Source organism: Mesorhizobium sp. WSM4836 (assembly GCF_055811815.1).
The window spans coordinates 252,015-267,394 of the sequence record NZ_JBVVQF010000003.1 but is presented as its reverse complement, the minus strand read 5'-3'; the positions used below and the strand labels follow the sequence as shown (position 1 = coordinate 267,394).

At 64.5% G+C, this 15,380-nt stretch carries 10 protein-coding genes; 6 read left to right on the top strand and 4 right to left on the bottom strand.

Annotated elements, in window-relative coordinates; translation table 11 throughout:
* Positions 1–36 precede the first annotated feature (36 nt).
* From AC0L2P_RS05505 to AC0L2P_RS05485, 5 genes are all read left to right on the top strand, one after another.
* Positions 37–2,247: a hypothetical protein gene (locus AC0L2P_RS05505; protein ID WP_473500216.1), complete on the top strand. Its 2,211-nt coding sequence runs from the start codon at positions 37–39 to the stop codon at positions 2,245–2,247.
* Between the two features lie 10 nt (positions 2,248–2,257).
* Positions 2,258–5,827 carry a DUF7929 domain-containing protein gene (locus tag AC0L2P_RS05500; protein WP_473500215.1) on the top strand — a complete coding sequence of 1,190 codons (3,570 nt, stop codon included), beginning with the start codon at positions 2,258–2,260 and terminating at the stop codon, positions 5,825–5,827.
* Between the two features lie 169 nt (positions 5,828–5,996).
* On the top strand, positions 5,997–7,955 hold the full coding sequence (locus AC0L2P_RS05495; protein WP_473500214.1) for a hypothetical protein: 1,959 nt from the start codon (positions 5,997–5,999) through the stop codon (positions 7,953–7,955).
* Between the two features lie 166 nt (positions 7,956–8,121).
* Positions 8,122–8,799, top strand: a complete 678-nt coding sequence (gene rpe / locus AC0L2P_RS05490; RefSeq protein WP_473500213.1) for a ribulose-phosphate 3-epimerase — start codon at positions 8,122–8,124, stop codon at positions 8,797–8,799.
* 39 nt (positions 8,800–8,838) lie between these two features.
* Positions 8,839–10,362 carry a malonate--CoA ligase gene (locus AC0L2P_RS05485; protein WP_473500212.1) on the top strand — a complete coding sequence of 508 codons (1,524 nt, stop codon included), beginning with the start codon at positions 8,839–8,841 and terminating at the stop codon, positions 10,360–10,362.
* Here AC0L2P_RS05485 and nagA read toward each other — a convergent pair.
* The 4 genes from nagA to AC0L2P_RS05465 are packed head-to-tail and all read right to left on the bottom strand — an operon-like array spanning position 10,359 to position 14,222.
* On the bottom strand, positions 10,359–11,537 hold the full coding sequence (nagA, locus tag AC0L2P_RS05480) for an N-acetylglucosamine-6-phosphate deacetylase (RefSeq protein WP_473500211.1): 1,179 nt from the start codon (positions 11,535–11,537) through the stop codon (positions 10,359–10,361). The genes AC0L2P_RS05485 and nagA overlap by 4 nt on opposite strands.
* The gene (locus AC0L2P_RS05475) at positions 11,534–12,565 is read right to left on the bottom strand and encodes an SIS domain-containing protein (RefSeq protein ID WP_473500210.1); all 1,032 of its coding nucleotides are present in this window, start codon (positions 12,563–12,565) and stop codon (positions 11,534–11,536) included. The genes nagA and AC0L2P_RS05475 overlap by 4 nt, the downstream gene beginning before the upstream one ends.
* On the bottom strand, positions 12,562–13,344 hold the full coding sequence (locus tag AC0L2P_RS05470; protein WP_473500209.1) for a GntR family transcriptional regulator: 783 nt from the start codon (positions 13,342–13,344) through the stop codon (positions 12,562–12,564). Before AC0L2P_RS05470 ends, AC0L2P_RS05475 begins: the two co-directional genes overlap by 4 nt.
* Positions 13,341–14,222, bottom strand: coding sequence for a glucosamine kinase nucleotide-binding domain-containing protein (locus AC0L2P_RS05465; protein ID WP_473500208.1), 882 nt, complete (start codon positions 14,220–14,222; stop codon positions 13,341–13,343). The genes AC0L2P_RS05470 and AC0L2P_RS05465 overlap by 4 nt, the downstream gene beginning before the upstream one ends.
* A 198-nt stretch (positions 14,223–14,420) precedes the next feature.
* Here AC0L2P_RS05465 and AC0L2P_RS05460 point away from each other — a divergent pair, with 198 nt between their 5' ends.
* The gene (locus AC0L2P_RS05460) at positions 14,421–15,380 is read left to right on the top strand and encodes an N-acetylmuramic acid 6-phosphate etherase (RefSeq protein ID WP_473500207.1); all 960 of its coding nucleotides are present in this window, start codon (positions 14,421–14,423) and stop codon (positions 15,378–15,380) included.

The window sequence follows — 15,380 nt, the reverse complement described above, 5'->3', positions numbered from 1 at the left end:
GGTGCCGCGTGGTGCGGCCCCGGAAAGGAAAGCCCCATGACCACAGATCCAGAGGCTCCATGGTCTACGGGAACGGCAGGAGCTCAGCGCGACCATCGCCTTCGGGACCGGGTCGATGCGCTGGGCTTTTCGCTGGTTCCGTTGACCCTGCGCGGACGCAGGCGTATCGTGACGTTGAGGAAAGCAGACAATTCGATCAGGGATGAACGTGCCGGAACGCCGCGCCTTGCCCTGATTTGCGCGCCGGGACTGGACGTTTCTCCCATGACCTGTGGGGGGAGATCCATGTCTTGCGACCATGGCGCGTTCGTGCGCTCACGTGCCGGCCGTTTGCGCCGCGCTACCCAGGCTGCCAGCGGACTGTCGATCTTGGCGCTCGCCGCTGGGCTCTGGCTCGGCGGCTCGGCCCAGGCGCAGGAAACCCAGATTATCTATCCCGGCTCGATGGCAGTGACCGGATTCTCCGGCACCATCATTCCCAATTTCGAGGAAGGCCTGCCGCCGGGCGTCGATCCCGTCGACGAAACCTTCATCGACACGGCACGCGCGACCTTGCGCGTCTTCGACGTCTCAAGGCTGGGCGGGCCGGCGTCTGGCCAATTGGTCTTCACCCCGCCACCATTCGAGGTCACGGCCGGACAAATCGGCCAGGTGTTCGGCATCACCTATGACGACGGCGTGCGCAACGGCGTTCCCTCGGCCGTTCCAAACCTCTATGCCGGCGCCACGTCGCTGCACGGCATCCGCATCGTCACGCCAGACGGCGACGCCGACGGCCGGCCGGAGCGGCAGCGCCGCGGCACGGCTGATGCTGTCTTCATGGACGGCCAGTTCGGCATCGAAAACGGCGGCGGCCCCGGAACGATCTGGAAGATCGACGGCATCACCGGTGCCGTCTCGAAATTCGCCGATATCGATGCCAATAGCGGTCCCGGCATCGGCGACGTCACTTTCGACAATATCCACCGCCAGTTCTTCGCCAGCGATCTCGACACGGGCCTCATCCACCGCATGGACGGCAATGGCGCGCTGCTCGACACGTTTGACCACGGCGTCGCCGGCCGCCCGGCGCACGGGCTTGCCGCCCTTGCCGACGACGGCTCGGTGATGGACATCCAGGGTGCTGCTTTCGACAGCGAGGATCCCGACAGCTGGGGCTACACACAGGACGAGCGCCGCGTCTGGTCGGTCGCCTATCGTGGTGGCCGGCTCTATTATTCGGTCGGGGAAAAGGCGGAGATCTGGTCGGTGGGCGTTGCCGGCGACGGCAGTTTCGCCGGCGACCCGCGCTGGGAGCTGACGGTCACGGCCGACAAGGATTACGCTGTCACCGACATCGCCTTTGACAACAAGGGCTTCATGTATCTGGCCCAGCGCGGCCCGGTGGAGAACCGCTACGACTACAGCCAGTTCGCCGATTCCGGCAAGGGTGAGGTCATCCGCTACTGGCGCGAAAATCCGGACGATCCGGCGACGGAATCGGTCTGGGTGGAAGTGCCGCAGGAATATGCGGTCGGCTTCCCGCAAGACAACCGGCAGTCGGCCGGCGGCCTCGACCTGCAATATGGCTACGATGCCGAAGGCAATCTCGACACCGGCGTCTGCACCGACACGCTGGTCGACACCGGCGACAAGTTGCGCGACAACCCGGAGCTTGCCGAACAACTCGCAGCTGGCGGACCGCTCGCCGTACATGGCGTGCAGATCACGCCGACGGCGCTGGTCAAGCCGGCCAACTTACCGCCTTTCGGCTCGTGGTTCGTCGACTTCGACACTTATTTCGAAGACCCCGAAGTCGAGGGCCATGTCGGCGACGTCGAGGTCTGGCGCCCTTGCGAAGGCCGTGCCGGCTATTACGAGCAGGTGCCGGGCGGCTATCTGCCACCGTTCTATCCACCGGACTTCCCGCCCCCCGGCAATCTGCCTCCTTGCCTCGATATCGAGGATGTCGAGTATTTCTGCACGCCCTCCGGCCTCGAGGCCGATCTCTATCTCCGTGACCATGCCGGCTTTGGCGGCGATTCGATCAAGGCTCTGTCCAGGACGCCCGGCGTCGGGGTGACTTCGCCCCTGTCGCACGCGCCCGGCGCGCCATTCACGATCGGCATCACCGGCCATTATCCTGGGGACAGGGTCGATGTCGGGCTCTGCTTCTACCGACAGTCCGACCGCGACAAGGGTGGCTACTACCCTTGCTGCAAAATGACCTTGCCGCTCAGAACCCCAGCCGTCAGCTGCGAACCGTGAGGAGGGGAAGATGAGCAATCTCACACTTTTCCCGCTTGCGACGAGCAGCCAATCAACCGGCAAACAATCATTCGTCATGGAGACCATCATGAAACCCCTGTCACTCGCCAGGCGCGGCCCGCGCTGGCTGGCGGCGGCCGGTATCGCGGTCGCCATGCTGAGCCCGCTGCAAGGCTTCGCTGAAGACCTTGCTCCGGCCAAGGCCAAGCCTGCCGATGCGGACATCCACACTGCCGTTCCAGATCCCAGGCTCGATTTCGACAATCCTCGGATCGTCAATCCGGAGCCGGGCCGGATCGTGCCCTTCTTTACCAAGAAAGGCACCCAGAGAGGCTGCGACTATGTCGTATATTCGCTGAGCTTTGGCTTGCGCGGCAATCCGCAGGGTTTTGCCACCTCGGGCCTCGCGGCCATGCTGAAAAAGGTCAGGCTCGATTTCAGGGACCAGCTCCCGCACGGCCTGCGTATCGTCGGCGTGCATGTGACCGGCGACGGCACCGATGCGTCCGGCGGACCGCTGCCCGGCGCTACGATCAGCAGTTCGGCTGGCCCGGACGATACGGCGACGGTTTCCGATTTCCGGATTTCCGCCAGCGACCTCGACGGCATCGGCGCTGCGAACGAGCGCGCCGTCACCTTCCAGATCACCGCCAAGATCGACCATGCGGCGTTTCCGTCCCCGGCAATCGTCAACAACCAGGGCGTGGTCAAAGTGAGCCGCGAACGCGGTGCTGGTGTCGAAATTCCGTCGCAGGATCCGGGCAAGCCGGACGATGGTAATTTCCTGACGGGCGAAAAGACCTCGATCTGGATCGACGTCACCAAGTGTAGTCCGCCACCGCCACCTCCCGGCAAGGAATGCTTCAAGGTGGAGCGCGGCACGGTCGATTGCGTGCCCGGCGGCGGCGCCTTCATCTACCACATGCCGGTCGGCCCGGAGATGGCTGGCAAATGGGTGCAGCTTTCGACGACGACACCAGGCATCACCATCATTCCCGACACGCAATTGGTGCCGGCGGGCGGCGGTGTGCTCAATTGGAAGATTGTCGGCGCTTCACCCGGCGACGTCATCCACATCATCGTCACCGGCATCGAAACCTATGCCGGCCCGAAGGAAGGCTGGGGCCTGTGCTGCACGCAGACCATCGACATCGTCATCCCGCGTGATCAGCGCTGCCCGCCGAAGGACAAGGAACCGGATCTGAAAGTCGAAAAGCGCGCCGACGTGCAACGTTGCACGATGAGCGGCGGCTGCGACTTCACCATCAGGGTCACCAATGTCGGCGATGCACCCTACCACGGCAAGATCGTGCTCGACGAAGTCACTTTGCCGGCCGGCTCCACCCTCGATTCAGGGCCGAACCCGCCTTGGATCTGCGTGCCTGCAACCACCCCGATGATTTGCACTCATCCGGTGACCACGCTCACTCCTGGTGCCTCTGTCGACCTCAAGCTCGGCTTCAAGCTCGCCGCAGGCTGGCGAGGCAGTGTCTTGCGCAACTGCGCCACTTACAATTACGGCGCCAGCCGCAAGCCGCTTTTCGGCAGCCAGCAAAACGATCGCGGCTGCGCGTCGATCCCGGTCTGCCGGCATGGCGATCGTGACCGCGACTGCCGGCCGCCGGTGGAAAAGAAGGTCGATCTGATCCTGAAGAAGCGCGCCCGCACCGAATTCTGTTCGGCCGATGGCGTCTGCACCTTCGTGATCGACATCATCAACAATGGCAGCGCCCCCTATAACGGGCCGCTGACGGTCGTCGATAACTATCCGGGCGGCGTGCCAGCATCCTCGACGTTCGGCCCGACGCCGCCATGGACATGCGGACCGAACGGCCCAGGCCAGTTCCGCTGCGACAACGCCGGCATCGTGCTGTTGCCTGGCGCCTCGACGCCGATCGTCGTCAGGGCGGTGATGCCAGCCAACTACCGGCCCGATAGTGTCGAGAACTGCGCCGAAGCGAAGGCTATTCCCGGTGAGAACGACATCACCAACAACAGGGCCTGCGCCAAGGAACGCATCCGTCATCCCAATGCCGGCCAGCCGGCCCTGCGCATCACCAAGGTGTGCAATGGTTCGCTGGCCGGCGCTGCGGTCGTTTCCTGCCGCATTACCGCCATCAGCCTCGGCACCACTGCCCCGACCGGTCCGGTGCGGGTCAACGATGCCGCGACGCTGATAGCGGGCGGAGCGCCGGTCCAAATCCAGACCGTCACCCCAGACGGCGCGGAATGGGCTTGCGGACCGGTACCGGCCAATACGCTGTCCTGCCAGATTCCCGGCGCCGTCATGACGCCCGGAACCAGCCGCCATTTTGACGTGACGGTTGCCGCGAACGGCGAATTCGAGAACTGCGCGCGCGGCTCCTACGGCCCGGCTCCGGGAGACGATATCGTCTATCCGATCGGCCAGGCCTGCGCCCAGGGCGGCGGCGCCTCGACCATCCGCGTCGAGAAGACCGGCGACCCCGGGTGCAAGCCCGGCCAGCCCTGCTCGTTCGAGATCACCATCACGAACGATGGCGCCAGCGCCTTCTCCGGCCCGGTTCGCATCGGCGATGCCATTGGCGTCGAAGGCCTCGGCCGGCTGGAAGGCGTTGCGATCACCTCGATCGATCCGCCCTTCGGCTGCTCGCCGGAGCCGGCAACCTTGCCTCTGTCGTGCATCGCACAACTGACGCTCGGCGCGGGGGAAAGCCACGTGCACAAAGTGACCGTGGTCATACCCGACGACCGCCGTCTGGCCAAGCTGCAGGGCACGGTCAACGGCCAGAACTGTATCGGCGTGCTGTCTCCGAACACGCCGGTACAAGGCGCGGGCGACGTGTTGTCCCGCGGTGCCGCCGACGTGCAGGGCGATCGCGGCAAAGCCTATGCCTGCCATCCCTTCACCATCACACATGAGGTGAAGAAGGAATGCTCGCAAGGCTTCGTCATGAACGACGCCGGCAACTGCGTCTGCCCGCCAGGCACGACCTTCCGCAACGGCCAATGCTCGTCCGGCGGCGGCACGGTCGTCGTGCCGAAGCCAAGACCTTGCGTTCTGCTCAAAGGCCAGATCCGTACGGAAGACGGACGCTGCGTCTGCCCGCGCGGAACCGAACTGGGGAACGGCGCTTGCGTGGGGAAAGAGCCGAAGCCCGAGCAGTGCACGATCCGTGGCCAGATCCACGACGCTGCTGGCGATTGTATCTGCCCGAAAGGCATGGAAGTCAGGGGCAATGCCTGCCGGCCAATCCAGCCGAAACCCGCGCAGTGCACCATCCGTGGTCAGATCCACGACGCCGCTGGTGATTGTGTCTGCCCGAAAGGCACGGAAGTGCAAGGCAATGCCTGCAGGCGCACGAAGCCTGTTGTGGTGGAGTGCCCGATACCAGGCCAGATCCACAACAAGCGTGGCGTCTGCGTCTGCCCGCGCGGGACAGAGCTGCGCGACGGCGCCTGCCGCAAACCACCGCTGGAATGCGCACCGGGCGCGCGGCCGATCAATGGCCAGTGCCAGCCGATCCGCAAACCGAACCTGCTGCTGAATCCAGATGTTCTTCAGCAGCTGCCAAGGCGCAAGCCGCAGCTCGAGCAATAGGATCGCCCGGAACTTCAAACAGTGATGGTTCGCGTCACGCAAGACCCCGCGGGAGCGATCCGGCGGGGTTTTCTTTGGCGGCGTCGTATTTCGGCGGCTTGCATGAACCTTACGGCAGCCAGCAGCGACAAACTCCTGAAGGATCCCATCAACCCATCAGGAGAGAGAAATGCCTTCAGCCAAACATCTTTTCCAAACTACTGTGGCGACCGCTGCGTTGATCGCAGCTGCGCTCGTCGGCACGCCGGCCTTCGCCAAGCAGGCGAACATAAAATCGATGTCATTCCATACGGAAAGCGCCAACACGACAATCCACGTCGGCTCGAGCGACAAGCAGAAATGGGACACGCTGAAAAGCGGCAACGTCCAGTTCTGGGGCCACATGAAGCTCGATCTCTGGTGGCCGGGTTATGTGCAGGATGTCGCCGTGTCGCTCGGCGTCTGCGGACCAGGCCAATGCCAGGCGTTCCCGCCGATCTGGAGTGCTTCACCGCTAAGCCGCGACTACGACCACCAGGAAAATTTCTCCTTTGATCCCTCCATCATCCCGCTGTCGTCGAACACCGGCATCGCCGTCGTGCCCGATGGCGACGAGATCATCGCGAAGTGCAACCAGCACCTGCAGGCGGACGGCCCGACCAAATCCTATTCATTCACCCACACATTCCACGCCAGTTTCTCGGCATCTACCGACACCGCTCTCGACATGGACAATGCGGTCAGCGAGGTGCAGGGTGGCAGCTGGCCCCAACCGCTATACGCATCGCACTATGCCGAGCATGGCTCGTTCGACGTCCAGATCGTCTGCGATGCCGTCATCAAACCAAAGGTCCAGGACGTCGCCACCGATTTCGGCGAGTTCGACGTGAGCGACGTCAAGCTGTTCTTGACGACATACCAGTCCAATCAGCCTGGCTCCACGCCTGGCACTGTTTGCCCTTCGCTCAAGGTCACCAGTCGGGCGCAAGCCAACCAGGCCGGGCCGGTTACGATGCGCATCTGGCGCCAGAAGGACGGCGGATCGATCACCTCCCAGGTGCAGCAGGCATGGGCTTCGTACGATGCAGCGAAGAACGGCTATTTCGCGCTTTATGAAAAATGGGAGGATGTCGGCGCCACCGCCTATTTCCAATACAAGACCGAGATCGTCGGCAACGGCCCGTTCGAGCCCTTCGACGGCTGGAAGGACATCACCGTCCATTGCACGGGTGCCGCCGGCGGCGGCTTCACCGATGCACCGCAGGACAACCCCGACAGGCCGCCGGTGCATTCGGACTGGCAGGGCGAGGTCACCGTGTCCGACAGCGCCGCCTTCAAGAAATTCTGCCCGCGCAAGGGTCAGGTGGCGTTCGAAGTCGAGCATGATGCGCCGGGCGCGTTTCACTACCGCATCAGTTGTTCGAACGGCGCCTTCTTCACCGGCACGATGGCCGCCTTCAACGATGGCGGCGTGTTCAAGGCGATTGCCGCGCACGAGCTCAGCATCGCCAGGACGCGCTCGATCCAGTGCACGCTGCAGGAAATCAAGCAGAATGGTTCAATCGCGACCGTCGATACGGACGCAGAGGACTTCACTTGCATAAGGCGCACCTTCGATCCGAAGGCCGATGATCTCGTCTCGACCACCCGTCCGGGTTTCGATCAGCCCAATCTGCCTCCGGTCGTCGTCGATCCCGGCCGTAAATGTCTGCCCAGCCAGAAGCTGATCCACGGCAAATGCATCGACAGGCCGCTCGTAGGCGCATGTCGCAGCACCGAAAAGCTCGTCAACGGCAAGTGCATTGGGATCAGCATCCACTGCTTGCCCGGCTACCATCAGGTCGGCCTGAAATGCGTGAGGAATCCTGTGGTCGCCGACAGGTGCAACCGCAACGAGCTGCGCATGGACGGAAGATGCGCGCGCAAGCCCCCGGTCGTCATCGACTGCAAGCGCGGCTATCATCTGGTCGGCAAGGCATGCGTGAAGAACCCGGGGATCGTCACCGCCTGCCATACAACCGAAGAACTGGTGCGTGGACATTGTGTGCCCAAGCCGCCGCTGAAGAAGCCCGATCTGCAGAAGGTGAAGCAAGGCAACGGCAAGCTCTTCCTGCCACGGACGGCCAGGCCGCGGCGTGATTTGAACTGAAATCCACTGGAAAGTCCTTGCACTGGAGGAAAGGTCTTGTACCGGGAGGGAAGTGGCTCGCACCGCTTCTCTCCTTCTGCGCGGATGCGGTATTGACGCCGAATTCCTGTCGACAAGCGGCGCCGAGATGATTAGGCCGAAGCGGTCTCAACAACGGGAAGCGGACATGGCCCAAAAAACCCTGATCGCGCCATCGGTGCTGGCTTCCGATTTCTCGAAGCTCGGCGACGAGGTCGAGGCGGTGGCCGCCGCCGGCGCCGACTGGATCCATCTCGACGTCATGGACGGGCATTTCGTCCCCAACATCACCTTCGGGCCGCCGGTGATCACGGCGATCCGCAACCGCACCAAGGCATTCTTCGACTGCCATCTGATGATCGCCCCGGCCGACCCTTATCTGGCCGCCTTCGCCGAGGCCGGCTGCGACGGCATGACGGTGCACGCCGAAGCCGGGCCACATCTCGACCGCTCGCTGCAGACGATCAAAAATCTCGGCAAGAAGGCCGGCGTGTCGCTCAACCCGGCGACACCGGAGACGATGATCGAATACGTGCTCGACCGGCTTGATCTTATCCTGATCATGACGGTCAATCCAGGGTTCGGCGGCCACCCCTTCATTCCGGCGATCATCGACAAGGTGAAGCGGGTGAAGGCGCTGATCGGTGCCAGGCCGATCCGGATCGAGATCGACGGCGGCATTTCGCCTGAAACTGCGCCCCTGGTCACCGCCGCCGGCGCCAGCGTGCTGGTCGCTGGTGCGGCCATTTTCAAGGGCGGCAGCGTCGAGGCCTACCGGGCAAACATCGAGGCAATCAGGGCGGCGGCGGACAAGGCGGCCGGCTGACCGCCGCCGTCCGGCCGGAGACAGCCGCTCGGGGGAAACATGAGCAACCATCTGTTCGATGCTTTCCGTGCCCGGATGCCCGCGTCCGGACGCCTTTTGATGGAGGCAGAGGATGGAGGCTCGATCAGCTATGGCGAAATGCTGGCGCGCTCCGCTCAACTGGCACATGCGCTGTCGCAGCTGGGCGTCGAAGCCGGCGACCGCGTCGCCGTTCAGGTCGAGAAGAGCCCGGAGGCCATTTTCCTTTATCTCGCCTGCCTGCGTGCCGGCGCGATCTTCCTGCCGCTCAACACCGCCTATACGCTGACCGAGCTCGACTATTTCTTCAGGGATGCCGAGCCGCGACTGGTCGTCTGCGACCCGGCGCGAGTGACCGAGATCGGCGCTTTGGCGCAGGCTTCGGGCGCTGCGGTCGCGACACTCGGCAGCAAGGGCGAGGGTTCGTTGACCGATCGCGCCTCTGAGGCGGCCGTGGACTTCCACGATGTGGCGCGCGGACCGGACGACCTTGCTGCGATCCTCTACACGTCCGGCACTACCGGCCGTTCGAAAGGCGCCATGCTCAGCCACGAAAACCTCGCCTCGAATGCGCGGGTGCTGGTCGACCTCTGGCGCTTCACTGCCGCAGACGTGCTGGTTCACGCGCTGCCGGTTTTCCACACGCATGGCCTTTTCGTGGCCACCAATGTCGTCCTGATGGCCGGCGCCTCGATGCTGTTCGAAACCAGATTCGACCCGGCCCGCATCGTCTCGCTGCTGGCGCGCGCCACCGCGCTGATGGGCGTGCCGACATTCTACGTCCGCCTGCTGCAGCAGGACGGTTTGACCCGGCAGGCGGCGAAAAACATCCGCCTGTTCATTTCCGGCTCGGCGCCGCTTTTGGCCGAGACGCACAAAGCCTGGCGCGAGCGCACCGGCCACGCCATCCTCGAGCGCTACGGCATGACCGAGACCAACATGAACACGTCGAACCCCTATGAGGGCGAGCGGCGTGCCGGCACAGTCGGGTTTCCCCTGCCCGGCGTCTCCCTGCGCATCGCCGATCCCGATAGCGGCGAAACACTTGCCCGGGGCGAGGTCGGCATGATCGAGGTCAAGGGCCCGAACGTCTTTTGCGGCTACTGGCGCATGCCGGAAAAGACCAGGGCCGAATTCCGTGACGATGGTTTCTTCATCACCGGCGATCTCGGGCTGATCGATGCCGACGGCTATGTCCACATCGTCGGCCGCGGCAAGGACCTGATCATTTCCGGCGGCTACAATATCTATCCAAAAGAAGTCGAGAGCGAGATCGACGCGCTGCCCGGTGTCGCCGAAAGCGCTGTCATCGGCGTCGCCCATCCGGATTTCGGCGAAGGCGTCACCGCTGTCGTGGTTCGGACGCCAGGCTCGACCATCAGCGCCGCAGGGATCATCGAAGCCATCGCCGGGCGCCTCGCCAGGTACAAGCATCCGAAACGGGTAGTCTTCGTCGACGAACTGCCGCGCAACACGATGGGCAAGGTGCAGAAGAACCTGCTGCGCGAAGCATACAAGGACCTCTATACGTCCAAAGCCGGCTAAGCCGGAGGGATAGTGTTGGCTGCAAAAACCTTGGCGCCGTCGATCCAGACGCTTTTAATGTCCAGATCGTCCGACAGCGAAACGATGTTGGCGGCGGTGCCTTTGGCGAAGCGCCCGAGCCGGTGCGACTGACCGATCGCTTGCGCCGGATAGAGCGAGGCCATGCGCAAGGCTTCGTCGAGGCCGAGGCCCACGACGCGGTGCACGAAGCGCACCGCGGAAATCATGTCGAGATCCGCGCCCGCCAGCGTACCATCGGCAAGTGTCAGCCTGCCATCCTTGCGATGGACGGTGCGGCCGTTCAGCGTGAACGAGGTCATGTCGGTGCCGATTGTCGCCATGGCGTCGGTGACGAGCAGGATCTTGCCCGGCCCCTGCTTGGCGCGCAAGGCGATGGCCATGGTGGCCGGATCGACATGGATACCGTCGGCGATGATGCCGGCATAGAATGTTCCGGTATCGATTGCCGCGCCCACCAGCCCCGGCTCGCGATTGCCGATCTGGCTCATCGCGTTGAACAGATGGGTGACCATCGTTGCGCCGGCCTCGGCAAAGGCGCGAGCCGTGGCATAGCCCGTATCGGAATGGCCGATGCTGACGACGATGCCGGCCTTGCTGAGCGCCGACACCTGGCCGGGCACAACGGATTCGGGCGCCACCGTCGTCAGCAGCACCGGCAGGTTTTTCCGTGCGGCGATCAGCATCGCCTGGTCGGCAACTAGCATCGGCCGGATCAGGGCCGGATCATGCGCGCCCTTGCGAACGATCGACAGATGCGGCCCTTCGAGATGCAGGCCCAGGAAGCCCGGCACCTTCCTCCGCGCCGCCTCGGCTCCGGCCGCAACCGCCACGGCAGTGATGTCGGACGTGTCGGTGATCAGCGTCGGCAACAGCGCCGCCGTGCCGAAGGGCGCATGTGCCCGGCAGATGGTCTCGATCGAGGCGACGTCGGGATGATCGTTGAGCATGACGCCGCCGCCGCCATTGACCTGCAGATCGACGAAGCCAGGCGCCAGCGTGCCGCCGCCGGTCTCGATACGCGCAACATTGGATGGAACGGCGCGGGCGGCAACAATGGCCTCGACGAGGCCGTCGCGCACGACAAGCGCCGCATTGTCGTGCCAGTCGTCGCCATCGAACATCCGGGCGCCAGTCAGGGCAAAGCGATCGGTCATAGAGTTTCCGTCACCTTGCGCAGATTGGGCGGCGTGTCGGGGTCGAGCCCGCGGTGGCGGGCAAAAGCCTCGACGAAACCATAGAACGACACGATCAGCGTCAGCGGATCGGTCAGCGGATGACCTGTGGCGACATGCGGCAGCGGCTGCGCGCTCTTTGCCTTGTTCGACGTCACAAAGACAGCGGCGCCCTTGCCGGCCAGGCTGTCGGCGGCATCGGCTACGGACGGCTCGGACGCATCGCGAGCAGCCAGAGCCAGCACCGGGAAGCCGGGACCGACCAGCGCCAGCGGGCCGTGCATGACCTCGGCGGCACTATAGGCTTCCGCATGCATGGCGCAGGTTTCCTTGAATTTCAGCGCCGCCTCGTTGGCGATTGCCGCCGACGGGCCACGGCCGAGAATGAACAGCGATTTTTGGGTTTCGAGTGCCCCTGCCAGCGCCATCCAGTCACAGGCGATCGCCCTGCGAAAATGCTCCGGCAGGCGGGCGAGTGCGGCGAGCAATTTGTCGTTGCCGGTGCTGTGCGCCATCAGGGCGAGGCCGGCGACCGCCGAATTGACGAAGGTCTTCGTCGCCGCGACGCTGCGCTCCGGCCCGGCCAGTATGTCTATGGCGTAGTCCGAAGCCCGCGCGAGCGGCGAATCGGCGGTGTTGGTGATGGCGACCGTCAGCGATCCGCCGGCCCGCGCCGCTTGCGCCATTGCAACGATGTCCGGGCTCTTGCCGGACTGTGAGATCGCCAGGCAGGCCGAGCCGCCCAGCTTGAGCTTGGCGCCATAGATCGAGGCGATCGACGGGCCTACCGACGCAACCGCCAGGCCCGCGGTCAGCTCCACGGCATATTTCATGAAGGTTGCGGCATGGTCGGACGAGCCGCGCGCCACGGTGACGATGAATTTCGGATCGCGCTCGCGAATGCCGCGTCCGGCTTCCGTCAGCACCGCGGCCGAGCCGTCGAGCAGGCGGGCGGTGGCCTCCGGGATCTCCTCGATCTCGCGCCGCATATGGGTAATTGTCGTGCTCATGACCGGCCCTCTTCGCCCGGCCCGCTCAGCCGGAGTTCGGCGACAAAATCATAGGCGTCGCCCCTATAGATGGAGCGGGTGAACTCGATCACCTTGCCGCTCGCCAGATAGGAGATACGCTCGATGTGCAGGCCGGCAATGCCCGGCGGCACTTCCAGCAGGCGCGCGTCGTCGTCGCCGAGATTGGTGGCGGAAATGCGCTGCACCGCTCGCACCGGCCTGTTGCCGGTCTTTTCCAGCGCGGCGTAAAGCGACGAACCGATCGCCGCCGGATCGGGCAGCACGCTTGTCGATAGTGAGGCGCGCTCGATCGCCAGCGGCGTGTCGTTGGCGATGCGCAGGCGCGCGACGCGCGCCACCAATTCGTTCGAGGCCAGACCGAGCACCATCATCTCGTCGGGCGACGGCGGATAGAGGCCACGGTCGAGCCAGGCCGAACGCACCGCCATGCCGCGCCGCGCCATGTCTTCGGTAAACGAGGTCAGCATCGACAGCGACTGCTCGACGCGCTCCATGCGCGGCGCAACGAAGGTACCGGAACCATGGCGCTGGACGAGGATGCCGCCCTTGACCAGGTCCTGCACCGCCTTGCGCACGGTGACGCGCGAAATGTCGGCCTTGCTGGCGATGTCGCGCTCGGAAGGCAGCGCATCGCCCGGTCCGATCAGCCCGCGTTTGACCGCATCCTCGATGCTTTTTCTTAGCTGCAGATAGAGCGGTGCGCCGCTCTGCGACGACTGTTTCAGCGCCGCGAATATCTGGTCGGCGGCCTCGCTCATCGCGCTGCCTCCGCCGTGTTGGCGAACATCCGAACCGCCATCTGCACCGCGCCGCCCAGCGCGTCGTCGAGCGGCGGTTTCAGCAGCGCCCGGTAGCGCGGCGACAGGCGCGGCGCATAGAGCGGCGCCAGCCCGCCGAGTAGGCAGAGCGGATCGTCGCCGCCGAGGTCGAGCACGCCAAGCGCTGCCTCGACATCTGCGACCGCCTTATCGAGGATCGAGATGGCGACGACGTCGCCTTTGTCGGCATGTTCGAACACCTTGGGCGCGAAGCCGCCGAAGTCGCCGGGCTTGGCGTTGGTGGTGAATTCGACCACATCCTCGGGATTGTTGCGGAAGATGGCGAGCATGGCCTCTGTCAGCGGCGATCCCTGGCGGATGCCATCATAGGCGAGCAGCGTCTGTTCGAGCAGGTCGCGGCCGATGCGGGCGCCGCTGCCCTGATCGCCGACCTGGAACCCCCAGCCGCCGATGGCGAGCGACTTGCCATGCTTGCGCGCCATATAGGCGGTGCCGGTGCCGAGTATGGCCATGGCGCCGTCGCCGGAGCCAACCGCGCCTTCCAGCGCGATCTCGGCGTCGGTCTCGACACGGCTGATGCGGAACGGCAAGATCGCTTCGAGCTGCTGCCGGTAGGTGCCGACATTGGCGCCGGCAAGGCCGAGAACGGCCGGAGTTTGCGGGATCAGTGCGGGATCCCTGCCCGCGGCGACAAAGGCCTGCTGCGCCGCGTCGACGATATTGGCCCTGGCGCCGGTGAGATCGGTGCGGATGTTGGCGGCGCCGCTTTTGGCGCGGCCGAGGACGCCGCCGTCGGCCGTTGCAAGGGCCGCCCTGCAGCTGGTGCCGCCGCCATCGATGCCGAGCACGAATTTCACGCGATTTCTCCTCCGGGCGGATAATACCAATAAAATACCAATAGCCAAGGATTAATTTTCGTTTCAAAAAAGTTAAGGCGCAGTTTATTGAAAAACCAGCTGATTTCGTCCGCGAGCCTGCGCCGCCGCAAGGATTTCATTAATGCGTGTGGACAAGTGGTATTTTTTTGGTATGGTTTCTCGATTGGAGGAAAGCGGATGGCCGAAACGCGCACCGAAGCGCTTCACCACGATGCCGAGGGACTGGACATCCAGGCCCCGGAAGCCGTCCTTTCCTATTTGGCCAGCGCACAGATCGAGGCCGCCAAGGCCGTGCGCGGCGCCATTCCTGCCATTGCCGCAGCAGCCGAAATCATCGCAGGCAGACTGAAAAGCGGCGGCAAGCTCGCCTATGCGGCCGCTGGCAGCTCGGGCCTGATGGCATTGGCCGATGCGCTGGAGCTGCCGGGCACGTTCGGCATCCAGCGCGACCGCATCGCCATCCTGATCGCCGGCGGCGACGAAGCTTACAAGACACTGGCCGGCGGGCCGGAGGACGACACCGACGAAGCTTCGGCGGCGGTCGCCGCCGCCGGCATCGGCAAGGGCGACTGCCTGATCGCCGTCTCCGCCAGCGGCTCGACACCTTATGCAGTCAGGGCGATCGAGGATGCCAGGCGGCGCGGTGCGGCGACCATCGCCATCGCCAACAATAGGGATGCGCTGCTGCTGCGGCTGGCCGAAATCGCCATCCTGCTCGAAACGCCGCCGGAGCTGATTGCCGGCTCGACACGCATGGGCGCCGGCACCGCCCAGAAGATCGCGCTCAACATGCTGTCGACGCTGGCCGCCATCCATCTCGGCCATGTCCATGACGGCTACATGGTCAACCTGATGGCCGACAACATCAAGTTGCGCGACCGCGCCGCACGCATCGTTGCCGCTGTCAGCGGGCGCGACAAGGACGAGGCGGCGCGCCTGCTCGAAAAGAGCGGCGGTGTCGTCAAGACCGCCATTCTGCTCGCCGCCGGCGCCGCCAGCGCCGATGCAGCCGAGAAGATACTGGAAGGGACGGGCCACAAGCTGCGGCCAGCCCTTTCCGCGATCGAGGGGAGCAAGGGGCGCAATGCCTCTGTTCTCATCAAAACCGAACCTGAAAAAGGTCAACAGGGAGACTGA

Excerpts from the sequence above, each read along its gene's own strand:
- AC0L2P_RS05495 (WP_473500214.1), top strand. The coding sequence starts at position 5,997 with ATGCCTTCAGCCAAACATCTTTTCCAAACTACTGTGGCGACCGCTGCG.
- AC0L2P_RS05470 (WP_473500209.1), bottom strand. The coding sequence starts at position 13,344 with ATGAGCGAGGCCGCCGACCAGATATTCGCGGCGCTGAAACAGTCGTCG.
- rpe (WP_473500213.1), top strand. The coding sequence starts at position 8,122 with ATGGCCCAAAAAACCCTGATCGCGCCATCGGTGCTGGCTTCCGATTTC.
- AC0L2P_RS05475 (WP_473500210.1), bottom strand. The coding sequence starts at position 12,565 with ATGAGCACGACAATTACCCATATGCGGCGCGAGATCGAGGAGATCCCG.
- AC0L2P_RS05485 (WP_473500212.1), top strand. The coding sequence starts at position 8,839 with ATGAGCAACCATCTGTTCGATGCTTTCCGTGCCCGGATGCCCGCGTCC.
- AC0L2P_RS05500 (WP_473500215.1), top strand. The coding sequence starts at position 2,258 with ATGAGCAATCTCACACTTTTCCCGCTTGCGACGAGCAGCCAATCAACC.
- AC0L2P_RS05460 (WP_473500207.1), top strand. The coding sequence starts at position 14,421 with ATGGCCGAAACGCGCACCGAAGCGCTTCACCACGATGCCGAGGGACTG.
- AC0L2P_RS05505 (WP_473500216.1), top strand. The coding sequence starts at position 37 with ATGACCACAGATCCAGAGGCTCCATGGTCTACGGGAACGGCAGGAGCT.
- nagA (WP_473500211.1), bottom strand. The coding sequence starts at position 11,537 with ATGACCGATCGCTTTGCCCTGACTGGCGCCCGGATGTTCGATGGCGAC.